Annotated in this window: 18 protein-coding genes and 2 tRNA genes; 4 read left to right on the top strand and 16 right to left on the bottom strand. The window is 42.9% G+C overall.

Features of this window, described 5'->3' with window-relative positions; translation table 11 throughout:
* Positions 1–86: 86 nt before the first annotated feature.
* Together AMBT_RS06570 and AMBT_RS06565 are read right to left on the bottom strand one after the other, a co-directional pair.
* On the bottom strand, positions 87–1,775 hold the full coding sequence (locus AMBT_RS06570; protein ID WP_013783824.1) for a response regulator: 1,689 nt from the start codon (positions 1,773–1,775) through the stop codon (positions 87–89).
* 199 nt (positions 1,776–1,974) lie between these two features.
* The gene (locus AMBT_RS06565; RefSeq protein WP_013783823.1) at positions 1,975–2,646 is read right to left on the bottom strand and encodes a 2OG-Fe(II) oxygenase; all 672 of its coding nucleotides are present in this window, start codon (positions 2,644–2,646) and stop codon (positions 1,975–1,977) included.
* Positions 2,647–2,901: 255 nt separating this feature from the next.
* On the opposite strand from AMBT_RS06565, the gene AMBT_RS06560 reads away from it, so the two are divergent.
* The 4 genes from AMBT_RS06560 to AMBT_RS06545 all read left to right on the top strand — a co-directional run bounded on the left by AMBT_RS06560 (position 2,902) and on the right by AMBT_RS06545 (position 7,321).
* Positions 2,902–4,458 (top strand): bifunctional GNAT family N-acetyltransferase/carbon-nitrogen hydrolase family protein, encoded by a 1,557-nt coding sequence (locus AMBT_RS06560; RefSeq protein WP_013783822.1) that lies wholly within the window; start codon positions 2,902–2,904, stop codon positions 4,456–4,458.
* Between the two features lie 138 nt (positions 4,459–4,596).
* Positions 4,597–5,421, top strand: a complete 825-nt coding sequence (locus tag AMBT_RS06555; RefSeq protein WP_013783821.1) for a hypothetical protein — start codon at positions 4,597–4,599, stop codon at positions 5,419–5,421.
* A gap of 173 nt (positions 5,422–5,594) precedes the next feature.
* On the top strand, positions 5,595–6,410 hold the full coding sequence (locus AMBT_RS06550) for an alpha/beta fold hydrolase (RefSeq protein ID WP_013783820.1): 816 nt from the start codon (positions 5,595–5,597) through the stop codon (positions 6,408–6,410).
* Positions 6,407–7,321, top strand: coding sequence for a sensor domain-containing diguanylate cyclase (locus AMBT_RS06545; protein WP_013783819.1), 915 nt, complete (start codon positions 6,407–6,409; stop codon positions 7,319–7,321). Before AMBT_RS06550 ends, AMBT_RS06545 begins: the two co-directional genes overlap by 4 nt.
* A 67-nt stretch (positions 7,322–7,388) precedes the next feature.
* Here the strand turns inward: AMBT_RS06545 and AMBT_RS06540 are convergent, their stop codons facing one another.
* The 14 genes from AMBT_RS06540 to AMBT_RS06475 form a co-directional block, all read right to left on the bottom strand.
* Positions 7,389–8,519, bottom strand: a complete 1,131-nt coding sequence (locus AMBT_RS06540) for a M48 family metallopeptidase (protein ID WP_013783818.1) — start codon at positions 8,517–8,519, stop codon at positions 7,389–7,391.
* A 4-nt stretch (positions 8,520–8,523) separates the two neighbouring features.
* On the bottom strand, positions 8,524–9,744 hold the full coding sequence (locus tag AMBT_RS06535; protein WP_013783817.1) for a YjgN family protein: 1,221 nt from the start codon (positions 9,742–9,744) through the stop codon (positions 8,524–8,526).
* Between the two features lie 139 nt (positions 9,745–9,883).
* A complete protein-coding gene (gene rpsO, locus AMBT_RS06530; protein ID WP_013783816.1) occupies positions 9,884–10,153 on the bottom strand; it encodes a 30S ribosomal protein S15 in 270 nt (89 codons plus the stop codon).
* Positions 10,154–10,256: 103 nt separating this feature from the next.
* Positions 10,257–11,231: a tRNA pseudouridine(55) synthase TruB gene (gene truB / locus AMBT_RS06525; RefSeq protein WP_013783815.1), complete on the bottom strand. Its 975-nt coding sequence runs from the start codon at positions 11,229–11,231 to the stop codon at positions 10,257–10,259.
* Positions 11,232–11,633, bottom strand: a complete 402-nt coding sequence (rbfA, locus tag AMBT_RS06520; protein ID WP_013783814.1) for a 30S ribosome-binding factor RbfA — start codon at positions 11,631–11,633, stop codon at positions 11,232–11,234.
* A 182-nt stretch (positions 11,634–11,815) separates the two neighbouring features.
* Positions 11,816–14,422, bottom strand: coding sequence for a translation initiation factor IF-2 (gene infB, locus AMBT_RS06515; RefSeq protein WP_013783813.1), 2,607 nt, complete (start codon positions 14,420–14,422; stop codon positions 11,816–11,818).
* A 25-nt stretch (positions 14,423–14,447) separates the two neighbouring features.
* Positions 14,448–15,941 (bottom strand): transcription termination factor NusA, encoded by a 1,494-nt coding sequence (nusA, locus tag AMBT_RS06510; RefSeq protein WP_013783812.1) that lies wholly within the window; start codon positions 15,939–15,941, stop codon positions 14,448–14,450.
* 45 nt (positions 15,942–15,986) lie between these two features.
* Positions 15,987–16,445, bottom strand: coding sequence for a ribosome maturation factor RimP (rimP, locus tag AMBT_RS06505; RefSeq protein WP_013783811.1), 459 nt, complete (start codon positions 16,443–16,445; stop codon positions 15,987–15,989).
* Positions 16,446–16,789: 344 nt separating this feature from the next.
* Positions 16,790–17,785, bottom strand: a complete 996-nt coding sequence (locus AMBT_RS06500) for a response regulator (protein ID WP_013783810.1) — start codon at positions 17,783–17,785, stop codon at positions 16,790–16,792.
* Positions 17,785–21,114, bottom strand: a complete 3,330-nt coding sequence (locus AMBT_RS06495; protein WP_013783809.1) for an MHYT domain-containing protein — start codon at positions 21,112–21,114, stop codon at positions 17,785–17,787. Before AMBT_RS06495 ends, AMBT_RS06500 begins: the two co-directional genes overlap by 1 nt.
* Positions 21,115–21,500: 386 nt before the next feature.
* Positions 21,501–21,577 (bottom strand) — tRNA-Met (locus AMBT_RS06490).
* A 69-nt stretch (positions 21,578–21,646) separates the two neighbouring features.
* Positions 21,647–21,723, bottom strand: a tRNA-Met gene (locus AMBT_RS06485).
* 182 nt (positions 21,724–21,905) lie between these two features.
* Positions 21,906–22,211 carry a 4a-hydroxytetrahydrobiopterin dehydratase gene (locus AMBT_RS06480; protein WP_013783808.1) on the bottom strand — a complete coding sequence of 102 codons (306 nt, stop codon included), beginning with the start codon at positions 22,209–22,211 and terminating at the stop codon, positions 21,906–21,908.
* 197 nt (positions 22,212–22,408) lie between these two features.
* Positions 22,409–25,120, bottom strand: coding sequence for a TonB-dependent receptor plug domain-containing protein (locus tag AMBT_RS06475; RefSeq protein WP_013783807.1), 2,712 nt, complete (start codon positions 25,118–25,120; stop codon positions 22,409–22,411).
* Positions 25,121–25,169 lie beyond the last annotated feature (49 nt).

Here is a 25,169-nt window from a genome sequence, read left to right as displayed (position 1 = left end):
ACTTTGTATCTGCTTTGTATCCGTGTAATGCCCTATTGGCGCATGGTTTAGTTTACGCAGGCAGATTCACTGTCCGCTTTACTCATTTAAGCTGTAGGGTGACCAAGAACGCCCAAGGCTTCCTTATCGTTAGGCGCTTCTACCTCAAGCCCTAACTTATCAATATACTGATCGCGCTTGTCTGCTTGTGAAGCTGATAACTTTTCGTTAGTTAACATGCGTGCTGCCAGTGTAACCACTTCCAGTTGCTCATCATTCAATGGTTGGGTGCTGTGCAGTTGAAGCAACACCTTCATTAAACTCAATGCAATTTGTTTGTCTTTAGGCGAAATAGTAAGTGCTTGTCGCAAGTTATTGTAAGCAGGCTGCAACCGGTTCTCTTTATAGTGCACCGTAGCCATGTTCTTCAATTCTTTAGTCGTGAACTGTATCTCTGTGCGTTCAATAGACTCTTGCTTGAGATATTCATCGACGACTTGCGAAGAAAAGGTATCACCCTCAATTTGCGTTTTAAGCTTTTCTAAAATACTGATGCACTGCTCACGCATGCCTAGCTCATGAAAAGCTTTCATTTTGTCTAGGTTATCTTCCATCGATTGCCCAGTGGTATGCACTGAACTGGCGTTCATGATTTCCTCAGCCGACTTCTTTTGATTTCGAAGGCACAACATACGCGCTTTAATAACATCAATTTGGTCGCCAAGTTGGATTTGAACCCCTTTTTGCTGACTGATCTCTTCCAAGTCATTTTGCGCACGTTGTATGTATCTATCACCTTCCCCAGCGCCAAGGCTAGTGGCTAAATCGATGGTAGAACGAATTACATTCAAAGCAAGCTCAGGTGAATCATGAATAGAATTCTTGGCAAACTTCGCCATATTTTGTACCGCCGACAACTGACCTACTTTGTCGTGGTTAAGCCGTGCCAAATCCCACAACCGCTTATTACGTTCAATGTTACGAGGCGCTAACTTACTCGCTTCTTTCATTTGTTCGTAAGCTAACTCAAATTGTTCTTTCTCAATAAAGTACTGTGCCAACAAATCATAGGTTAAAAAACGGGTATCTGTACGAAGTAATAAATCTTCAACCATAGATTGCGCTTCTTCCAATTCATCCTGTCGTAACAAGGAACGGGCTAAGCCAATATGGACCCAAGCATGGTCCATGGTTTGCAGAAGTTCACGGTAGTAATTTTCAGAGGTTTCATAGTCACGTAATTGCAGCAAACACTCACCAATAAGACGCCTAATTCTAGGATGATAGTCAGATAGTGACACATCTTTTAATTGACGCTCGGCATAGTACATTGCGGTAGAATAGTCGCCGACCTTCATGCAGTGCATCATTTTATGAAGTTTATAGCGTATCTGAAGTAAATAATTTAAACGAGACTCGATACTACTTGGCTTTAGCGGTTTCACCCAAAAATCATCAGGCTGTAATTCAACAATGCAATTAACCAATTCTGGCGATGTTTCAGCACTTAGAAAGATAACCGTTGTGGTGTCATTGATATGATTTAAGTGTCTAAGCTCTTCAAATAAATGAAAACCATCTTTGTCGTGACTAACATTGAATGCAAGCAGCACAAAATCAAAACGCTTTTCTCCACACAAGCGAATAGCGTGAAAGGCATTAAATGCACTCACAACGTGTTTGATACCAATAGCATGCAACGCAGAGGCTACAACATCGTGCACTAAACCCTGGTTGTCGATAACCAGAACGCGCAAATCCTCTTTTGAGGTGGGGGCAGGAATTTTTTCCAACATTCAACCAATCACTTTTTTTCTTGTCCCTAAGACTTATCGTAGTTACCACATTTGTTAAATGGAGGGTTTAACTATCTACGATATTATAAGTCAATAATCTACTGTTGGGGTTTAACAGTAACTGCATCACTTGGGAATTATACTTTTGACTTATCGTATTGATACTAGCATTAGAAGCAAGGGTTTAGCCATAGGTGAATTACTTTGGTGGATCAATATTTTCATTAATACTGGTATTCAACCTAAACCACCCCGCAACTGAGTGCCGCTCGCGTTTTGCGGTGAGTACCTCGTGCGGAAAATCCTCACTAAGAAAAATGGCAATGGTGCCTTTTTCAGGTAACACCCTCACGCCAAGGTCATCTTTTTCATTGGTATATAATACTAACTCGCCACCATCAGTAGTTTGCCAATCATCATTTAAATAGGTCACCACCGATAACATTCTATTGCTTTCACCTTTGAAAGCATCTAGATGACGTCTGTAAAAATTACCGGGTGCGTAACAGGCAAAGTGGCTCTCGAATGAGAATAACCCCATGAATAAATGGCGATTAATATACAGCCTTAAAGCCTCACACCAGTCTAGCCACAATTGCCCTTCTGATGAGGAACCGTCTATCCAGCATATCTCATCGCTTCTGACTTTTTCGAGGTGTTGAAATTGCTCAGACCGACCAATGCCCCCGCGCCGATATGCTTGCTTAGACAGGGTATCTTGGCAAGCGACCAGTGCATCTATAACAAACTCTGGTACGCCTAAAGGCCTTATACTAAAGCCCTTTTCGAGTAAATCGCTGACGATACCACTGAAGTAAATTTCATCAAAAACATAAAGAGGTGAAGGTAAATCTAACGAGAAACGTTCCATGATTAATTTTTGGCTTTGCGCAGCAGTGGCGCACGTAAACGGATGCAGGTTTATACGCTTAAGTGACAGGTGCAGCAAGCAATAAATGCACAGTTTACGTACAATTGTGAAAGGCACAATCACGCTAATTGTAACACATTGGTTTTAATGGGAATAAAACTTGCTTTAAACACTTGGTCAAACAAGAATGAATACCATTAGCCCCACGGAAATAATTATGCTCAAATATAAAAAACAACCACTGGTGGTAAAGGCATGAGTCAGGATCAAACAGTCATCGAAGAAACCGAACATCATCTAGCGCTACGTAACTTGCGCCTAGACGATTACAGCGACGTTAAAGCGTTGATGGATAATGTGTATGCGAACGTTGGAGGCGCTTGGCCTTATAACAACTTCAAAGCCCAAGTAACCACTTTCCCAGAAGGTCAAATTTGTATTGAAGACAAAGGTAAGGTGGTGGCCTTCGCAATCTCTGTCATTGTCGATTACGACCAATTCGGCGACAAACACAGTTACGATGAAATTACTGGTGATGCCTACCTTACTACTCACGATCCGAATGGTGATGTGTTGTATGGCGTTGAAGTCATTGTGTGCCCAGACTATCGAGGGCTAAGACTAGGCCGCCGCTTGTATGAGGCACGCAAAGAGTTATGTAGAAACCTGAACTTGAAGTCAATTATGGCTGGCGGTCGTATTCCTACTTATAAGAATTACGCAAAAGATCTGTCGCCCTATGAATACATTGAACAGGTTAAATCTAAAGACATTTACGATCCTATCCTCACTTTTCAGCTATCTAATGGCTTTGAAGTAAAACAGGTTCTCAGTGCCTATTTACCCGAGGACGAAGCATCGAAAGGCTATGCAACGTTACTGCAATGGCACAATATCTATTATGAGCCGAATAATCCGTCGCTTATTACTGGTCGTAAATCGAGTGCCCGTATTGGTTGTATTCAGTGGCAAATGCGTTACTTCAACAATGTGGAGGAACTCCTTCAGCAAGTTGAATATTTCGTAGACGCGTTATCCGATTATTCCTGTGACGTGGCGTTGTTTCCTGAATTTTTCAATGCACCATTAATGGGGCTGAGTCCGTCTGATACTTCAATTGATGCAATATGGCATTTAGCCACCTATACCGACGAAATTCTTACCTCCATTTCTCATCTTGCCGTATCTTACAACATCACTATTATTGCAGGCTCCATGCCTGTGGTAGAAGAAGACGAACTGTATAACGTTAGTTATATCTGTAAGCGCGATGGCACCATAGAGAGTCAGTACAAATTACACCTTACTCCACACGAAAAGAAAGATTGGATAATGAAAGGTGGTAATAGCCTTAAAGTGTTCGATACTGATTTCGGGAAAATCGGGGTACTAATATGTTATGACGTGGAATTTCCTGAACTTGCGCGGTTGTTGTCTGAACAAGAAATGCAGATTTTATTTGTTCCTTTTTGGACAGATACCAAAAACGGCTATTTACGCGTTAGACGGTGTGCTCAAGCCCGCGCCATTGAAAACGAATGCTATGTGGCCATAGCTGGCAGCGTGGGGAACTTACCCAAAGTAGACAATGTTGATATTCAATATGGTCAAACTGCGGTATTTTCACCTAGCGACTTTGCATTCCCCCACGATGCTATTGTGTCGGAAACTACGCCAAACACCGAAATGACGCTGATCGTAGACCTAGACTTAGATAAACTGACTAAGCTTCAAAATGAAGGCTCTGTCAGAAATTATCTAGATCGTCGTCGCGATTTGTATCGTGTAGAATGGTTTGATAGTGATACATAATCGCCATTGGTATTTATAATTAATTCAATATAATATCGATGTTATTATGCGCGATTAATTATATTTTTCGGTTACTGCGCCTACATCTAGGTAGGTTGCAGTTAACCCAATGCTTAAACGAGATAAAATAGAGAACTTATGGCAAATAATTCGAACAATGATGATTTTCCAACTATTCGCTTAGATGATGAAGATCGTCGCGATTATCAAAAAAAGCGTCAGCCTTCGCCAGCCAAGGCACCTTCGAATTCCTCACCGTCTACCAGCCCCTCCCCCAAAGCCCCTGAAAAAAGCAGTGGCGGCGGTAATGGCATATGGGTACTCCTAATCGCACTTATTGCCCTCGGTGCCTGTGGCGGATGTTACTACCTATACACATTGGTAGAACAACAAAAAGTGGTGGCTTCTCACGCTGAAAAGCGCATTCTTGAATTAGAGAATAAGCTTTCTGCCACTGGCGAAGAGATGGGTGAATCTACTGTCGCTTTGCAAGTTAAAGTTAATGAATTAGCCAGTAAGACCAATGATTTGTGGGAACAGATGGACAAACTTTGGGCTTCAGCATGGCGCCGAAATCAAAAAGAAATTGCTGACCTAGGTGATAGAGTTGGTAACGTTCAAACTGCGCTTCAAGGGAATATTAAAAAGGTTGCCGATGATGTAACTGGGCAACAGAGCCAAGTTAGCTCGGTGAAAAATCAACTGGCTTCTTTAGCTGATGAAATTCTTGCCTTAAACGTTCAATTAGAACAAGTCTCTGGTGATAAACGCAGCAGTGAACAACAAGTACGAAACTTGTCTGACAAATTATCTGTGTTAGAGCAACGTAATAGCTCCCTTTCTGGGCGCATTACCAGCCTTGAAAATGAATTAAGAGAAATCGCCACCAAGGTAGTTTCACGAAGCACCACGAGTTCTACAAACTCTGCGCCGTCCTCTGTGGCGAGCGTTTCAGAAGGCTAATTTCAGCTTCAAATTGGTATACATCTTTAAAGGAGCCTATCGGCTCCTTTTTTGCGCGGATGGTATTAACCATAAGTAGCATATATTCTGTTTTTCTTCGATGCTATAAACATTATATAAGTGGTGGCCTTGTGTGTTGCTATTTTTTGCTTAAATGAGAACAGGCGGTAACTATGATTTATCAACCTAGCGCTTACCCCATTATTGAGAACAATAATGTGAAAATTATTGGTTCAGGCACGAAGACACTTATGCTTGCGCATGGATTTGGCTGCGACCAAAACATGTGGAAGTACCTTACCCCCTATCTAGAGCAAAAGTATAAAATTGTACTGTTTGACTACGTAGGTTGTGGAAAATCTAACGTCAGTGCTTTTGACAAATCTCGGTATGAAGAATTAGAAGGATACGCACAAGATGTTATCGATATTTGTGAGGCTCTTGAGTTAACTGAGGTCACATTTATTGGTCATTCAGTGAGCGGCATTATTGGCTACCTCGCTTCGGTTATCGCCCCGCAGTATTTTTCACATTTTGTATTGGTATGCCCTTCTCCTTGTTTCCTGAATTTACCGCCAGACTATTTTGGTGGTTTCGAAAAGGAAGACCTGGAAGAGCTTATTAATTTAATGGACAAAAACTATATTGGCTGGGCGAGTTACCTTGCGCCATTAGTGATGGGGGGAGAGAACGACCCCAACTTAGTGAAAGAACTTGAAAGCAGCTTTTGTTCTACCGACCCTAAATATGCGAAACCTTTTGCTAAGGCTACTTTCTTTTCTGATTATAGGAATGTCCTTCCGACAATTTCATTTCCCTCACTTATTTTGCAAAGTCGCAGCGACTCATTAGCATCAGTAGAGGTTGGGAAATATATGCATGAGAAAACGCCGTTGTCATCACTTGAAGTTATTGATGCTCACGGTCATTGTTTACATATGACGAACCCCCACATCATTGCAGAAAAAATAGAGCTGTTTATATCTTGAATGAGGCTCAGCTCGATCTCTTTCCTAGTTTACTTTTAGTATCGAATTTACGCTCAGGACGCATCGATTATTGTAATAAAGATGCGCTAGAATTCGTCGGTTCTTCTCGCGAAGATGTGGTAGGTAATAATGTTTCCAATATAATTTCGCGGGCAAGTTTAATTTTTTTTGAAAGCTATGTTAGGCCATCTGTGCTCGCAACGGGTAGATTTTCAGAACTTCAAATGACATTGGTCACTGCGCAGCAAGAACGGTTACCTGTATTGTCAAATGTTGCACTGCATGGCGAACAACTGTACTGGTCTATGCATTCAGCAAAAAGCCGCGACAAGCTCTATCAAGAGTTGATAGAGGTAAGAGACAGTTTGGAATTAAAAACTGACGAACTGACACTACTTTCCCGTCTCGATCCGCTTACTAATTTACTTAATCGCCGTGCTGCCTCTGCAGATATTCGTAAGCTTCTCGATCAGGTGAATCGAAAATTTGTTCCTGTATCTTTCTTGCTTATTGATATTGATTTCTTTAAAAACATTAACGATAAACACGGACACGATGTAGGTGACGAGGTTATTGGTTTGTTATCTAAAACGTTAAAAGCGGCCACCCGAAAAACCGATGTTGTAGCCCGCTGGGGCGGCGAAGAATTTCTGATAGTGTTATATAATTCAACCCAAGACGATGCCCGCTTATATTGTAAATATTTACATGAAAGGATTGCCGAAATGCGCTATTCACGCGCAGATAGAATTACGGTGAGTATTGGTGTGACACAACTCCCCGTGCCGCAACGTGACACTGTTTTACAAGTTGAAACATTAATAAAAGAAGCCGATGATGCGCTTTATCGCGCGAAAGACGAAGGCAGAAATCGTACCGTTTTTCACACAGACAAACGCGCCAAAATCTAACTAAAAAGCACCATGATACACGCTTGCAAGCCTACGCATTACCACGAGCTTAACTGGTATTAATCAATCATTGCAACGTGTGTTTCTCAGCATTTCCTATACGTGCTTTTGTTGAGGGATGCGATTGGAACCAACTATTTTCAGAGCCCAGCTGATCATTGTCGTTCGATAATTTGCGCATTACGTCTGCAAAGTCAGCGGGATCTCGTTGCATTAATTTTAATTGTTCAATAGCAAAGTTGTCCGCCTGCCATTCATGTTTTTGGGAGTATTGGTTTTGCACAACACTAGAACCTATTCCCATAAAAGATTCAATTGCTCCGCTTAAATCACCGAAAAAGTAACTTATCGCTAGGGTTGCAAATAAGGACTCGGCCACCATTTGCATAGAATGGTTTTGTGCCACATGGCCAATTTCGTGTAACAAAATAGCATCAAGTAATGCTTGGTCGCCATCTACCAGTGTTACCAAGTCATCGGTAAACACTATGGTGCCGTCTGGTAACGCAAAGGCATTGGGCCCAATTAAATTGGAATCTCTAAAGTGAACCCGAACATTGTTTTCAATACCAAGTCCGCTACCTTGCTTTACAACAGTGTCAAAGCCCTCCATTAACTGCTCACGTTGCAAATTAGGTAGCGTGCTAGGCTCCAACATTGAATAATCTAATGCGCTCAACGTATGCTGTGAAGCTAGGGATTTAATAGAGTATGGTACCTGGTTAGCAAATTTAACGGCCGCCCATGGCATACCTTGTACGAAAATAACATAGAGTAAAAGTGGTACTAATAAAACACTCGCAATTAGCCAAGGCTTTTTAGTTTCCATTTGAGAGATACGACTACCTGCCCCACCATCTAACCACTGATCTAACAGGGGCGATGGAGAGCAAACCAGTAAGCGGTCGTTAGGTAAGGTAATTTCTCGAGGTAAATTACCCAGCTTCGACTTCGCATTGACGTCAGATTGCTGAAACCTTAGCGGCTCAGTGCTTTCACTACTGCCAATATCGACACTTTCACCTTTGTCAGCAGTAACGTTCGCGTATATTTCTAGCTGGCTTGTTGTCACACATCGCTCATCTTTAACACGCTTGTCACCATTTAATAAACGAATGATCAATGTATTGTTTTCAATATTCGCGATAACTGATGTTACCGCTGAATCTTTTGATTGATATAACTGCCCGTGTATCACTAGGCTAGCCTAATGCGACATCAACATCGAACAACGTAGCCGCTTCTTCAGCTGTGGCGCCCACAGAACCGGTGTTAACGGATGTAACGCTATCAATACCTGATAACACACTGACCTCAGTGACGTTAGCAAAGAAATAAGCGCTGCGAATTTTCGCCCACGGAATAGCGAAGCCTAAGGACAGAACGATAGCGATAACATTGGTTGTTCTAAGCCATACCAACGGCAGTATACCCACATTGGAATTGAAATGAGCCACGTTTGGTATTTCACTATTTTCATAAATATGATTGCGGATAAGTGCAGTATAAAAGCTAGATGAAATAGCAAAGGCAATAAGATACATGGCGAACAAAGCGATCATCACTAAAGGAGCGCCGTTTTCTAATGTATGAATTAGACTAGTAAAGCCTAATCCCATTATACTTGCCCCTACCAAAAACACTGCCACGACAATGCCCACAGCGCCGAGTGAGGCAAGGTAATAAGATCCCGTGCTCAGTTTGGTGGTAAAACTACTATCACCGAAAGCAGAATTATCAACTAGGTATTCGTCTATCTTCTTCAGCGCCCATGGCAACATCAAGTACATGGTAAATAAGCTAACAAAAGGCAGAACCACGAAAACAACAAACGCGTCACCAAAGCCGCCGTTGAATTTAAACCGAACATTTCGATACCCTGTCATACGCATACTGAAACGTTGACCAAGCACTATCATAAGAGGCGTGAGTGCCATTAAAGCCAACAACATTAATGCACCTGCGATAGGGTTTAGAGCGCTTAAAATAAAGTAACTAGCAAATAAACACACCGCAATAATACGGCCTTTTAAAATTTGTAAAGGATTCGCTAGGTAGGAGAACCGATGACCATCAATCTCGGTATTGCCATAAAAATATCGGTTGGTTCTTACTTTTGCCCACGCAGAATAAATACCCAGTGTCGCAATAGTGAGCAATAGATTTACAATCCAAATAGAAAAGAATTCTGACGCTTTACCATGAAAGGAAATCTTTCCCTTTCTTAACACACTTGCGGTAGCTACAGGGGAGGAAGCTCTTGTGGATAGAGCTTCTGGGGATGAAGCTTCTGGTAATTCAAACTGCACGATTCGCTCTTCTAACTCTTGCGCCCGTTCTGAGTGCTCAATTTCGTTAATTGTGGCGCGAGCTTGCTTTAATTCTTCCAGTGAATACGTTGAGTAATCAATATTTGACGACATACATCCCTCTTATTAGCAGTAATTTCCATATGCTTAAAGCATTACCAATGCTAAACATACGCAATATTTACTAAGGGGGCAACGTTTTACAGGCATAAAAAAAGCACCCTAGGGTGCTTTTTTCATTAAAAACTTAAGCTTATCGACGTAGGCCAAGACGCTTAATTAGGTCAAGATAACGCTCAGCGTTCTTGCCTTTAAGGTAGTCTAGAAGCTTACGACGCTGGCTAACCATACGTAGAAGACCGCGACGTGAGTGGTGGTCTTTCTTATGATCAGCAAAATGGCCTTGAAGCTTGTTGATGTTGTGAGTTAACAACGCAACTTGAACTTCTGGTGAACCAGTATCACCTTCTTTTACGCCATAATCAGCAATGATTGTTGCAGTTTCGTCTTTAGTTAGTGACATAACATTCTCCTAAATTATGTCCGGCCGATCACTAATTCAGCCAGACGGAATGAAGCGCGTATTATAATGACAGCGCGCCAGTTAGCAAGGGAAAGTGTAAACTTTATTGGTTGAACACAACCCGCCTTTTTGGGTTAACAAAAATATCGCCATTAGACCCCGCTTGGTCCTTTGGATCTTTAACGCCTTCACCTACGCCTAAAAACAAACCTTGTTCGCTTTCACCGAAATAAACCCGGTAAGGCTGACCAACTTCCAACGGCTCATCGCAGGTACCTTTAACACTTTGACCGTTATCAAAGCGATGCTTTTCAGCCTCGTTAATACAGACCAAAGGCAACCTACTGACGGCGGTATCCATGGGGATCATAAATGCGTCAAGTGCGGCAAAGTCACCCTCTTCTAGTGCTTCTTGAGTAGCAATTAGCGTATCAAGAGACACCATTTTATCGGTTGGATAATCGGCCACTTCAGTGCGATGTAAGCGAGTAACGTAAGCGCCGCACTTAAGAATTTGACCAATATCGTCTACTAATGAGCGAATATAAGTGCCTTTACTGCATTTAACGCGCATATCCACTTCTGGCAACGCAATTCGCGTGACTTCAAGTTCAAATATTTCAATATCTCTCGCTTCACGCTCAACCGTTATTCCCTGACGGGCATAATGATAAAGAGGTTTGCCTTGGTGTTTTAGCGCCGAAAACATAGAAGGGACTTGTTTACTCTTCCCTAAGAATTGCAAACACGTGTTTCGAACTGTTTCTTCATCCACCGTCACCGGCTTTTCTTCAACGACTTCACCGTCAGCATCAGAAGTGGTGGTGCGAATCCCTAAGGTTGCGGTGACTTCATAGGTTTTCTCCGCATCCAATAAGAATTGAGAAAATTTAGTGGCTTCACCTAAACACAAAGGCAGCATACCGCTGGCCAAAGGGTCTAGCGCGCCCGTATGGCCACCTTTTGAAGCTTTGAACAACCAACGTACCTTTTGAAGAAGTTGGTTTGAAGAACCGCCTAATGGCTTATCTAGCAATACTATGCCGTTAATATCGCGGCCTTTACGACGCCTTGCCATTTATTCCTTCTCTTCTGACTCGTCGGTATCGCGCTTTGCGTCATCTGCCGCAACGGTTTGCGATACCAAGTTAGAAATGCGCATACCTTCAATAATCGATTTATCTTCAAAGAAGTGAAGGTGTGGCACAGAGCGCATGCGTAAACGCTTAGCCAAAATACTACGAATAAACGGCTGAAACTCGGCCAGCTGTTTTATTTGTCTTTTGCCTTCTTCTTCTGTGCTGTTATAGATAGTCACATATATTTTAGCGTGGGCTAAATCTCGTGTTACATCTACATCAGACACAGTAATAAGTGGCATATCGCCTACACGGTGTTTGTATTCATTTTGCAGAATGCTAGCCACTTCTTTATGAACTTGCTGCGACACTCTGTCGGTACGTGAAAATTCACGAGCCATAACTTTCTCCTGTCTTTAAATCAGCGATTGTTGCCAGTCACTCAGGCTCTTAGAAGCTAAGCCGCTTTAAGGTATAACCTTTTAAAGCTTAGTCTATAAACAACCTAGTCTCATTTTGAAAAGTGACAGACAAAAACGGGGGCTTGTGCCCCCGCTTTATTTATACTGATTTAGTTAGGCAATTAGATTTCGCGTTTAACTTCAACGATTTCGAAGACTTCGATTTGGTCTCCAACTTTTACGTCGTTGTAGTTCTTAACGCCGATACCACATTCCATACCGTTACGTACATCTTGTACGTCATCTTTGAAGCGACGAAGAGATTCTAGTTCACCTTCATAGATTACTACGTTTTCACGAAGTACACGGATTGGATTGCTACGCTTAACCACACCTTCTGTAACCATACAACCAGCGATAGCACCAAGCTTAGGCGATTTAAATACATCACGCACTTCAGCCAGACCAATAATTTCTTGTCTGAACTCTGGCGCAAGCATGCCGCTCATTGCTGCTTTCACTTCGTCGATTAGGCTATAGATAACGCTGTAGTAGCGTAAATCAATTTCTTCAGCTTCTAGTACGCGACGTGCAGTTGCATCGGCACGAACGTTAAAGCCAAGTACGATAGCGCCAGAAGCTGCTGCCAATGTCGCATCAGTTTCAGTGATCCCACCTACGCCGCTACCAACAATGTTCACTTTAACTTCTGCCGTTGATAGTTTAATCAACGATTCAGCAATTGCTTCAACAGAACCTTGTACGTCAGCTTTAAGTACAATGTTAAGTTCGCTAACGTCACCTGCTTCCATGTTCGCAAACATGTTTTCAAGCTTGGCTTTTTGCTGACGAGCTAGTTTAAGCTCACGCTTCTTCTGATGACGTTTAGCCGCTACTTCACGGGCTTTACGCTCGTCTTTCACTACCGCTGCATCTTCACCAGCTACTGGAACACCAGATAAACCTAGTACTTCAACAGGGGTAGAAGGACCAGCTAGCTTAAGCTCTTGACCATGCTCATCGCGCATTGCACGAACACGTCCGTACTCTTCGCCACATAGCAGGATATCACCGGCTTTCAGCTCACCTTCTTGGATAAGTACTGAAGCTACTGGACCACGACCTTTATCAAGGCGTGATTCAATAACGATACCGCGACCAGGACCTTTAGCTACCGCTTGTAGGTCAAGTAACTCAGCTTGAAGGTTAATGGCTTCTAAAAGACCATCAACACCCATACCGGTTTTAGCAGAAACGTTACAGAACTGGTGCTCACCGCCCCACTCTTCTGAAATAACTTCCAGTTGAGAAAGCTCCGTTTTAACACGATCTGGATCGGCTGATTCTTTATCCATCTTGTTCACGGCAATGATTAACGGTACACCCGCTGCTCGAGCATGTTGAACCGCTTCTTTCGTTTGTGGCATTACGCCATCATCTGCCGCAACAACCAAGATAACGATATCTGTAGCCGTTGCTCCACGAGCACGCATTGCAGTAAACGCGGCGTGTCCAGGCGTATCTAAGAAGGTAATTTCGCCATTATCAGTTTGTACTTTATAAGCACCGATATGCTGGGTAATACCACCGGCTTCACCGTCAGCCACTTTCGCGCGACGAATGTAATCAAGTAGTGATGTTTTACCGTGGTCAACGTGACCCATGATGGTAACTACAGGTGCACGTGAAGTTTTATCACCGCCTGTGCCATCATCAGCCAACAATTCTTCTTCAAGTGCATTGTCGTTAACCAGTTCAAATTTGTGACCCATTTCTTCAACAACAAGTACTGCTGTGTCTTGGTCAAGAACTTGGTTAATTGTCGCCATCTCACCCATTTTCATCATGGTTTTGATAACTTCGTTCGACTTAATCGCTAACTTGCTAGCAAGTTCGCCAACAGTGATAGTTTCACCTAGCTTAACGATACGCTCTACAGGTTGAGCTGGCTTGTTGAAGCCTTGCTTCAAGTGCTCACCTGCATTTCGCTTAGACTTTCTGCGACGACGTGAAGAACGCTCAACTTGCGCGTCTTGCTCGTCTTCTGCTTCTTGAGCATAGCGATTTGAATGTAAATGCACTTCTTCAGCTTCCGCTTTCTTACGAGCTTCAGCTTCTTCTTTCCAACGACGCTCGTTTTCTTCTGCTAATTTACGCGCTTCATCAGCGGCTTTCTTAGCATCTTCTTCAAGCTTCTTCTGTGCTTCTTCTTCCTGAGCCTTACGAAGACGTTCTTCTTCAAGACGAGCAGCTTCTTGAGCCGCTTTTTCTTCAGCAGACATTTCAGGCTCATCTTTCTTACGTGCTTCAACATCTTTCTTCGCTTGTTCAGCACGACGAGCACGTTCTTCTTCAGCAGCCTTTCTTGACTCTTCCGCTTTACGTGCTTTTTCTTCAGCAGCTTGTTTTGCTTCAGCAGCAGCTTTTTCTTCTGCTTCACGTTTCAAACGTGCTTCTTCAGCTAACTTCGCTTCTTCTTCCGCTATGCGTTGTTGCTCTTCAGCATCAGTACGCTTAACGTAAGTACGCTTTTTACGTACTTCTACTTTAACTTCTTTCGACTTGCCTACGCTAATAGTACTGGTTGTCTTGCGTTTAAGTGTCATGCGCTGTGGTTCGGACGCGCTGCCGTGTTGCTTACTTAAATGATCCAACAGTTTCTTTTTCTCTTCTTCAGTAACCTGAGCGCCGGCATTCTTTGTAATACCCGCGTCTTTAAACTGGCCAACCAATCGGTCAACGGTCGTACCAATGTCGCTGGCGAGCTTTTCAATAGATACATCTGCCATTACGTATTATTCCCCCTGTTGACCTTTACTCTTCATTGAACCAAACGATATTACGTGCTGCCATAATCAGCGCACCCGCAGTAGCTTCGTCTAGTTCATCAATATCACTAATTTCATCTGTGCCTTGCTCGGCCAGTTCTTCAAGGTCGGTAATGCCGCGGCTGGCCAACACATAGGCCACGTGCTTACTCATTCCTTCAAGGCCTAGTAAGGCTTCGGTAGGCTCTGCGCCTTCAAGCGATTCTTCGTTTGCTAATGCACGGGTCGTAAGGAATGCACGTGCACGATTACGCAATTCTTCAACGGTATCTTCATCAAGTCCGTCGATGGCAAGAAGCTCGCTTGCTGGCACGTATGCCACTTCTTCCAAGGTGGTGAAACCTTCATCAACTAACATAGCAGCAAACTCTTCGTCTACATCTAGGCCAGCGGTAAAGATGTTCAATACCTTCGCGTTTTCTTCTTCATGTTTCTTGTTCAGATCTTCTACTGTCATCACGTTCAGTTCCCAACCAGTTAACTGGCTAGCAAGGCGAACGTTTTGACCGCTACGACCGATTGCCTGAGCAAGGTTGTCAGCTTCTACTGCTACATCCATCATGTGACTGTCTTCGTCCACAACAATAGAAGCAACTTCTGCAGGTGCCATGGCGTTAATAACAAATTGTGCTGAGTTTTCATCCCACAATACGATATCAACACGCTCACCACCCAATTCGCCCGATACTGCTTGTACACGTGAACCACGCATACCAACACACGCACCAACTGGATCTAAGCGTTTGTCGTTAGTTTTAACGGCAATTTTTGCACGGGAACCCGGATCACGAGCCGCCGCTTTAATTTCTAGTGTTTCTTCAGCAATTTCCGGTACTTCAAGTCTGAATAGCTCTACAAGCATGTCAGGGTGAGTACGGCTGATAAACAATTGAGCGCCACGTGCTTCAGGGCGAATTACATATAGTAAGCCGCGAACACGGTCGCCTGGTCTGAACGTTTCACGAGGAAGCATATCGTCACGGTAGATAACACCTTCGGCGTTATTACCTAAATCGATAATAATATTGTCGCGGTTTACTTTCTTAACCGTACCGGTTACCAACTCGCCGACTTTATCTTCGTATTCTGCAATCATTTGCGCGCGTTCAGCTTCACGTACTTTTTGTACGATAACTTGTTTCGCGGTCTGCGTAGTTATGCGGTCAAATTTGATAGATTCAATCTGATCTTCCACATAATCGCCTAATTGAAGCTCAGGCTCTTCTACTTGTGCAGCAGAAAGGGTGATTTCTGCGAACGGGTTCTCTTGTTCCTGATCATCAGGAATAATTAACCAACGACGGAATGTGTCGAAGTCGCCAGAGGTTCTGTCGATACTTACTCGTACTTCAATATCGCCTTCATTTTTCTTTTTGGTGGCACTGGCTATTGCAAATTCCAGCGCTTCAAAAATCTTCTCTCTAGGCACTTGTTTTTCATTTGAAACGGCTTCCGCCACTAACAAAATTTCTTTATTCATTTTAGCCTCACTCAAGCTTTCGTCGATGAAAGCATTGCTGTTCCGTTATTCGAATGTGGGAACAACGTTACCTTTTTCGATATTCGCCACAGCTAACTGGAACTGCTGGCCATCCACTTCAATACTGACTACGCCATTGTCGCAAGCCAATACTTTGCCTTTAAAGTTACGTCTGTCGTCCATCGGCATAGATAAACGAACCTGAACAACTTCACCTACAGAATCAACATAATGCTTTTCTTTGAAAAGCGGTCTATCCATACCTGGTGAAGATACTTCTAGGTTGTACTCTGTGCTAATTGGATCTTCAACATCCAATATCGCACTCACTTGATGACTTACATCTGCACAATTATCTACGGAGATACCGTTTTCATGATCAATAAAAACGCGAAGAATTGAATGTTTCCCCGCTCGTACAAATTCGATCCCAACCAATTCAAACCCCAAAGCTTCTACACCTGGGTTAAGCATTTCGGTTAGTTTCTCTTCAAGTTTTGCCAATGCAAACCTCCAAAAACGAAAAAAGGGCCTTAAGCCCACCTGTCATCACCTAGCTCAGCTAGGCTGACTCCAGGGTCTAATACAACAAAAAGCCCCGGACTAGCGGGGCTTTTATTAAAATTCTGAACCCAAATTTGTCAAAAAGACAAATGCAAACACATGGGTAAAAAACACCGGTAGGTGATAGTTTGCTGAGAATGGAAGCGTTACTTTCCTAAACACTGAGGGAGCCCGCTACCATCACTTAATAAGCGCATTATACTGATTGACGTCACATTAAGCAACAACACTCGACTATTAGTTAGTAGCCCATGATTTATAGCACAGACTCTATTAGTCTTTGTCTAGTCTTCATCTTTCCACTTTTCTTTAATTTCTAGTATCTGAGGTAATTTTGCTAGCAGCAAATCAATTAGCACCGGATCGAAATGCTTACCCTTCTGACTTTCCATAAAGGCTAACGTTTTTTCTACGCTCCACGGCTCTTTATAAGGCCTTTTACTGGTGAGCGCATCGAATACGTCAGCCACTGCACAAATTCTACCCTCAATAGGAATGTCTTCACCTACTAGTCCATTTGGGTAGCCACTACCATCCCATTTTTCATGATGAGTCAGTGATACCGACTTGGCTACCACCAACAATGCAGAATCGCATTCCCCTAAAATTTCAGCACCAATTTCAGGGTGGGTCTTCATTATTGCAAACTCTTCGTCTGTCAATTTACCCGGCTTCAACATGATACTATCGGAAATACCAATTTTACCTATATCGTGCATAGGCGCTGCGTGCAGTAATATTTCAGCTTGTTCATCACTAACCCCGTAAGCGAGTGCCAATTCTTTTGAGTAATGACTCATGCGTAATACGTGCATGCCGGTTTCGTTGTCTTTATATTCAGCTGCACGGCCTAAGCGCTGTACCACTTGCAATCGAGTACGCATTAATTCGTCCGACTGCACTAACGACAAATGGGTTTTAACTCTGGCTTTTACCACCGGTGGTGAAATGGGTTTAGTAATATAATCAACTGCCCCAACCTCAAAACCCTCTGCTTCATCGTGCTCATCATTTAACGCAGTAACGAATATAACTGGAATATGACGTGTATCGTCTTGACCTTTTAATATTCTACATACCTCGAAGCCTGTAAGTCCTGGCATCATAATATCTAGCAAAATAAGTTGAGGTTGACGCTGCGAGGTTAATCTAATCGCCTCTTCACCGTTCTTGGCAAAAATGAGTTGGTAGTCTGCAGCTAACAGTTGCTTTAAGACTCTTAAATTTACTGGCTCATCATCAACCAGTAACAAGGTAGGCTTTTCAATAGTTCTAAGCATTATTGCGTTTCAGTCTCTGTGGCCAACGTATCAATAAGCTCGACGAGCTGCGCTTCGGCACGTTCGAACTCAAAATCATCAATATCCATAATAATGGAGGCTATGGTGTCTTTGTATTCACCACCAGCAAGCGCTTTAACTTCTTGTAATTCATCTTCATCAAGCATGTTCTGCTCAACACTCTGTTTCAGTTTAGTTAGGTGCTCTAACAACACAGTGTAGTTAACATCTTGCTTAACGTGCACCGTTTTGGTCTCGTGAGTGCCTTGAAGCCATGTAATCACTTCATTGAATGATTTTTTAAGTATTTGTACTGTTGAAATATCTAATTCACCAGCATGTGCATTTTTCTCAATATCTCGGCAAACTGACATCAGAGGGTTTAAACATAGGTTTCCGGCAACGCCTTTAATGCCGTGAGCCAGCGATGCTGTTTTTGCTGCATCGTTATCGAGAATTGCTGTACTTATTTGCGCAATTTTGGCTTCGTTTTCACGGGTAAATCGCGCCACTTCGTTGCGATGGGTTTGTGCGTCACCCCAAAGCATAATTGCTCGATTTACGTCTACCACTTTACTTAATTTAGGTTTTTCTGATTTATCATTATTAACAACTAATGTGGCTGATTCATCAATTTCTTTGCCCAGCACCCGTGCCATCTCTCGAGTAAGTACGGGGTAATCAATAGGCTTATTCGCAAAGCCATCCATTCCCGCATCGGTTGCGGCATGTCTATCCTGAACTAACACACTGGCTGTTAACGCGATAATTGGCATCGGAGGTAGGCCATGCTCAACCTCATATTTTCGTCTTAGTATTGATGCTTCTAGGCCATCTAATACCGGCATTTGCAAATCCATCAACACCAATTCAATACCGGGGATATTCATTTTTTCCAGTGCTTCTTGGCCATCGCGCGCCACTTCGACGGTATGCCCAGAGCGCGATAATAACAATGACAACAAATCAATATTTTGAGCGATATCATCCACGATAAGAATATGCATTGGTGGTAATTGGACAGGTTTTCCTTCTTCCATGGCCATAGGGGCTTTTGCTGGCACAAGCGGTAAGCGGAAGGTAAAAGTACTTCCGACGCCAAGCTCGCTTTGCGCACAAATGTTTCCGCCCATCAATTCAACAAGCTGTTTAGAGATAGTTGTGCCTAAACCTGTGCCGCCATACTTTCTACTCATTGACGCGTCAGCTTGGGCAAATGCGTCGAATACACGATTGACCTGCTCGCTATTCATGCCAATACCCGAGTCTTTTACTTTAAAGTAGACAAAAGAGCTGTCACTGGATACTTCTAACACCACACTGCCATCGCCAGTGAATTTAACAGCATTACCAATTAAGTTATTAAGCACCTGCCTAATACGCTCTGGAACACCATTGTAGGCCTCGCGAACTTCGCTCCCCACTTGTACTTCTAATGAAATTCTTTTGCTCTTGGCTTCAAGCCAAAATGTAGAAATCACGGTATCGACTTCTTCGCGAATTATGAAGTCGCGATAATCTAAATCGAGTTTGCCTTTATCTAACTTAGCGCTATCAAGAATATCGTTTAACAGGTGCAGCAGTGAACGAGCAGAGCGATTTACCGTGGTAAGGTGACCGTGCTGTTCTGGCGACATTTTTTCTGCAAGCATTAAATCACTGAAACCAATAATGGCATTCATTGGCGTTCTTATTTCATGGCTCATATTGGCAAGAAAGTTTGTGCGAGCAGCGGCAGCCTGCTCTGCTCTTTCTTTTGCCGCTTTAAGTTCTTCTTCCATTTCCCTTCGGGCGGTAATATCAGAAATAAAGCCATCTAAATAGATAGTGTTGCCTTGCTCATCAAGGACATGAACACCATGTTCGGTCACCCATCGAACATCACCCTTCTTATTTATAATGCGGTACTCAATACTAAATGTGTTTTGGTCGGTAACTTCCGTTTCTACTCGTTTTAGATCATCTGGATGACAAAGGGAGCCAAAAGTAATGCGAGGGTTGGGTAAAATAAAATCATCTGCGGCATGCCCGGTTATTTCACTGACTGCGTCACTGATAAATACCATGGGCCAATCAGGCTCATTCAAGCACCGGTATGCAATACCTGGGATATTTGAAATAAAACTTCTGAATTTAGCTTCACTTTCACGCAGCGCATCTTCCATTGCTTTGCGTTTTCTTAAGTCAGAGAAAAAACCAACGAATAAGGCATTACCATCTACCTTGGTATACCCAATCCCAACCCGAACAGGGATATATTCCCCACCTTTACCAACAATGACCACCTCTCGGCTGGTTCCAATTATTTGCTCAGTCGGTACTGATTTTTGTTCAAAGAAATCGCTGCTGTAAATTGATTTTTTGTCATCTGGCGCCAGTATTTTTCCTTGTTGACCAATAAGCTCCTCCGGTGAATATCCTGTCACCGCAGTGACTGCCGGGTTAGCTGTTTTAATAATGCCGGTACTGTCTACTGTAATAATGGCATCTACCGCAATATCCGTAATAGCCCGCTGAATTCGTTCGCTCTCGATAGCACGTGAACTGACATCTTTGTACTTAAACAACAAGGTAATACCCAGCACTAATGCAATGAGCGTAACCGTAACCATTGCAATTGAAAGTGCTAGATAAATTGATATTTCAGAAGGCTGTGAAGTAAACTCCATCCCTGGCGGCATAACAAATCTGGCTGCTAACATTCCCGTGTAATGCATACCTGCTATGGCAAGGCCCATTACAATACTTGCAATTAAAGCATCCCTTCCCAAGCTCGACTTTTTTATCCCCACAGCACTAAGGCCAAATTTTATCCAAAGAGCAAGCATCGAGAGGGAAACAGCAACCACTATTGAGAGGATAAATAATGAAGGGCTATAGCGAAGTAAAGGCGCCATTTCCATAGCCGCCATACCACTGTAGTGCATGGTGCCAATACCCGAGCCCACAAGCACGCCGCCAGTTACTATTTCAGTGAATGTAATGGTTGGCTTCGTCATAAGATAGAGCGCAACCCAAGCCGAGGCTATGCCCGGTAATGCAGATGCTAGCGTTATACCCAGGTTGTAGGAAACAGCGGTGCAAAGTTCAAAGGCGAGCATACCTAAAAAATGCATGGCCCAAATTCCGCCCCCCATGGCGATACTACCCGCACTGAGTAAGGTGTATTTTCTGAATTTATTAGTAGAAACGGCGGCCTGAGTGGCGACGTTAAATGCCATAAATGACGCAAAAATAGCAATCGTTAACGATAGTGCTACTAAGCCAAAGTCATAACTTCCATCGAGCAAGGTGACCTCTTGCCCTATCGTAAAATATTCTTGAATCATACTACCCAAAAGCGCGCATTTCGAAGCGAAGGAAATTTAAGAATTATCAAATATACCAAGGGTATATTTCTTCTTTTTCTATTATTAGGGTTACTTTTACCATTTTACGTTCACTAATTAAATATGCGCTGTAAATTAAATTGGCCAAGCGTGTGCCGGCAATCCCGCTTAAGAGCCGGGCTTATATATGAGCTTTGGCAATTAAGCGAAAGCTACCACCTTTGGTGCATGCAAAGGCTTTACTGAGAAATTTAGGATGGTCTGTATTGACAACAAAACAGGGGGTTAGCGTGAAGACATATAATGAAGTGAAGTAATTGAGAAATGAAAATCAAGAAGCTGTGCTTTAGAAACAAAAAACCCCGGCATAAGCCAGGGTTATAATGTGGTTGCGGGAGCAGGATTTGAACCTACGACCTTCGGGTTATGAGCCCGACGAGCTACCAGACTGCTCCATCCCGCGTCTGTTCTTTTGAACTACTGCTTGTCTCTATACTTAGACAACTCAGTATTTAAATCGTTTAATTTTCTGTGGTTGCGGGAGCAGGATTTGAACCTACGACCTTCGGGTTATGAGCCCGACGAGCTACCAGACTGCTCCATCCCGCGCCAGAAAATAACGTTGTTGGTTTGAGGTGTTTGATGTCTCCCTTCAACGTGGGGCGTATTATACATACGCACTTTTGTAACACAAGGACTTATTACTTAATTATTTCACTTTTCTGACTGTTCGCTTCATTATTAATCGTTATGTTTAATCGCCAAACAATTTAAGGTCAAAACTTAAACGTTTAGGGTTTAAAGCTTTCCATTTTTGTTGCCAGTTTAAAATCTAATTCGCTTAAACCACCCACATCATGAGTAGTTAATTTCACTTCAACCCGGTTATAAACATTAAACCATTCTGGATGATGCTTTAATTTCTCTGCCCAAATAGCAATTTGTGACATCCAACCAAATGCACGAATGAAACTTTTAAAGGTAAATGTCTTTTCAATAGCATTATCGCTTAATGCCCACCGTTCGTTTTCCTCTAAACCTTCATTTAAAGTTTCAAGGTTGTCTTGAATTTGTTCACGGGTTAATAGCGTACTCATTTAAGCCTCCTTTTTTATAAGTAAACAATGTAAACAATACGCGTTATGAATTCAGCTTTTTAGATAAGAAAGTGATGAAGTAAAAATACAAATATTGGCGAGAATTCTTTACATAAAAAAGCGGCCTAAGCGAATGCGCATTGTCATGAGCACTCAGCATAGGCCGCTGGGTTTATTCAGGCTAAAAAGGTTGAGTGTTAAAACTCTACCGCTAACCGTGCATAAATTTGACGCCCACGGGGGTCATGCACTTTTGAATCAAAACCACTATTGGTAAACAACTGAGGAGGATCTTCATCAAATAAGTTCAATCCGCCTACAGTGACAACATAACTTTGTTCCGTTTCAAATAGCGAACCTAAGTCGATGTTGTACTGAGCATCTACTGTGACATGGCTATCTACTTCGTATAAACCATTTGTACAGGCACCTAAGTTTGTAGTGCCATCTGCGCAGTTTTGGTCATCATCGTACGAAGAAATGTAACGAACAAATAAGTTAGCCGCGTGAATGTCGTTTTTCCACGCAAGACCGAAGTTCATTCTAAGTTCAGGTGAAGAAACCCCGATATTGTTGAAGTTTCTGCGCCCTGCCCCGTCAATATTACCCGCTTGCGGATCCATCAGGTCATATTTCATGGTGTAGGTACCGTTTAAAGACGGCGTGAAACTACCAAACTCAGTGTCAATCTTGTAACTAGTCACAAAATCGATACCCGACGTTTCCATCTCACTTGCATTCACGTAAGTGTTGTTAACTTGTAACACAGGGCCATTTAACGGGTCGCCAGCACGAATAATGCGGTCGGTATCGGTAGGGTCAAGATTTAATACTGCTTGCGCATTTTCCTGAATAATCAAGTCTTCAAACTTGAAGTTCCAGTAATCAAGCTCAATAGAGAAATCTCTGAAAGGCTCGTATGAAAAACCAATATTATATGCAGTAGATTCTTCTGGTTTAAGATCTTCGTTACCTGAAGTCCTCACCGCAACAAACGCCGTAGCACCTTGTACTGGGTCAATAAGTTGTTGTAGTGACGTAGCCCCACCTTGTGCTAAGAACACGGTAGGCGCTCTAAACGACGTAGATATCGATCCCCGTAGCGAGAATTCATCAGTTGCACGATACGAAACCGCAAGCTTAGGATCTACTGTGCTACCAATGCTACCGCCGTAGTCTTCATATCGAACGGCGAGTTGCATATCTAAATCTTCACTTAATGGTAAAGCAAGTTCACCAAAGGCAGCCCATATGTCTTGGCTTCCATCAATATCTGGATTACCTATAACGAAGGTGAAGCTGTCTTGGTTAGCCAAATCATCATAATCTTGGCTTAACTGCTCTTCGCGATATTGCACACCTACTGCTAACGCAGCAAACCCACTACTCATTTCAAAGATATCGAATGAAGTAAATGCTTCGAACACTTCAAGATCAGCTTTTGAATCTATGATTTCTGTGCCGGTGAACGAATCAACCACATAATCAGAGTTAGGTGCTGACGAATAAGAAGTAGCAAAAGGATTGAAAAATTCACAATTTCCTTCGCCTGGTGTTCCTGCAATAGGATCACATGCCGAGCCACCTAAACCATATAGGGCAAGCTGGAACTCAGTGTTTAGCACATCAGGTACTTTGTATAAGAAATCATTCACTGCACGGGTATAACTCACCTCCCAGAAGCCGCTGTCAGTCACACCTTGTAGGTTGGTGCTGAATCTAAAAGTGTCTGATTCTGTGTTTGCCGGATCGCCATCGAAGCCATTTCCTTCAGCACGGCCAAAGAAGGCAACAGACTGACCAAATGGATTTTGAGGGTGGTAATCAGGAACAATCGGTGATGTTAAAATGGGGAAACTTGGCGCCCCGCCACGTTCAGCGCGGTTACGCGCCATACTAAGCTCAGCTGTCCATGTAATGTCATTAGCAAACTCATAGTCTGCTCTTACATAAGAATTAATTCGACTTTCATCGGCAACATAAGAATAGAACTTACCAAAATCGAAGCCGCAAAATCCAACTTCTAGTCCAGGAATTGTGCCACTAGGGGCAAGTAAGTTAGGTGCACCACCAAACTCCTCACACCCGTATGGGTCTATGATAGGTAACGCCCCAGCGCCTGGAATAGTCACAAAGTAGGAGGCAGGGTTACCTAACGCACTGGTGTCGTCTTCGGGGCGGCTTAAGCGTCGGTCACTTAAAAATACCGGTGAACGGTTCGTGTAGCTTATGGCTGCTAGTACGCTACCATTGTCGCCTGTTGCTCCCCATAAACCTTGAAATATATATTCTTTGTTATCACCATGGGCGCCGTCTTGATAATCTACGCTGACCATCGCACCATCATAATTACGTTTGGTAATGAAGTTAACCACCCCTGCAACCGCATCTGAACCGTATAAGGCCGATGCACCGTCTTTTACGACTTCCATTCTATCAATGGCAATCATAGGTACAAGTGAACTTGTATCTACGAAATTTAACCCTTCGTTAGTAGGTTGAGCGGTTACCACTTGGCGTTTGTTGTTTAACAATACTAAGGTAGATGCAACACCTAACCCACGTAAGTTAATGTTTGAGGTGCCGGCTGTGGCGTTTTGTGTAAAGGCATCAGGGTTGTTCTCTGCGCCAGTATTAATCGTTAATGTTTGCGTGATATCCGCTATGTTTTTAGCACCTATTGAATCGATAGCAACGCTGTCTACTACCGCTAATGGTGAAGGTGACTCAAAGTTCTCACTGCGACGAACAAAGCTCCCTGTAACGAGAATTAACTCTACATCTTTTTTACTTTTAGATTCAGCTACAACTTCTTCGTTAGCATCTTGCGCATACGCTAAAAAAGGAGAACAAAATAAGGCAGAACTGACTAAGGCAGCTACTGCAGTCTTACGCGTTTTAAATTTCATAGTGTGATTCCAAATCTGGGCGCATCACTACCGGTAAAACCCACACTTT

Origin of the sequence: Alteromonas naphthalenivorans (assembly GCF_000213655.1) — a bacterium.
GTDB lineage: Bacteria > Pseudomonadota > Gammaproteobacteria > Enterobacterales > Alteromonadaceae > Alteromonas > Alteromonas naphthalenivorans.
Note: the sequence above shows the minus strand (reverse complement) of the source record. Positions and strands in the feature narration are given on the sequence as shown.

Bases quoted from the DNA above. Each gene is read 5' to 3' on its own strand.
- AMBT_RS06570 (WP_013783824.1), bottom strand. From the start codon at position 1,775: ATGTTGGAAAAAATTCCTGCCCCCACCTCAAAAGAGGATTTGCGCGTT.
- AMBT_RS06565 (WP_013783823.1), bottom strand. From the start codon at position 2,646: ATGGAACGTTTCTCGTTAGATTTACCTTCACCTCTTTATGTTTTTGAT.
- AMBT_RS06560 (WP_013783822.1), top strand. From the start codon at position 2,902: ATGAGTCAGGATCAAACAGTCATCGAAGAAACCGAACATCATCTAGCG.
- AMBT_RS06555 (WP_013783821.1), top strand. From the start codon at position 4,597: ATGGCAAATAATTCGAACAATGATGATTTTCCAACTATTCGCTTAGAT.
- AMBT_RS06550 (WP_013783820.1), top strand. From the start codon at position 5,595: ATGATTTATCAACCTAGCGCTTACCCCATTATTGAGAACAATAATGTG.
- AMBT_RS06535 (WP_013783817.1), bottom strand. From the start codon at position 9,744: ATGTCGTCAAATATTGATTACTCAACGTATTCACTGGAAGAATTAAAG.
- rpsO (WP_013783816.1), bottom strand. From the start codon at position 10,153: ATGTCACTAACTAAAGACGAAACTGCAACAATCATTGCTGATTATGGC.
- truB (WP_013783815.1), bottom strand. From the start codon at position 11,231: ATGGCAAGGCGTCGTAAAGGCCGCGATATTAACGGCATAGTATTGCTA.
- rbfA (WP_013783814.1), bottom strand. From the start codon at position 11,633: ATGGCTCGTGAATTTTCACGTACCGACAGAGTGTCGCAGCAAGTTCAT.
- infB (WP_013783813.1), bottom strand. From the start codon at position 14,422: ATGGCAGATGTATCTATTGAAAAGCTCGCCAGCGACATTGGTACGACC.
- nusA (WP_013783812.1), bottom strand. From the start codon at position 15,941: ATGAATAAAGAAATTTTGTTAGTGGCGGAAGCCGTTTCAAATGAAAAA.
- AMBT_RS06500 (WP_013783810.1), bottom strand. From the start codon at position 17,785: ATGCTTAGAACTATTGAAAAGCCTACCTTGTTACTGGTTGATGATGAG.
- AMBT_RS06495 (WP_013783809.1), bottom strand. From the start codon at position 21,114: ATGATTCAAGAATATTTTACGATAGGGCAAGAGGTCACCTTGCTCGAT.
- AMBT_RS06480 (WP_013783808.1), bottom strand. From the start codon at position 22,211: ATGAGTACGCTATTAACCCGTGAACAAATTCAAGACAACCTTGAAACT.
- AMBT_RS06475 (WP_013783807.1), bottom strand. From the start codon at position 25,120: ATGAAATTTAAAACGCGTAAGACTGCAGTAGCTGCCTTAGTCAGTTCT.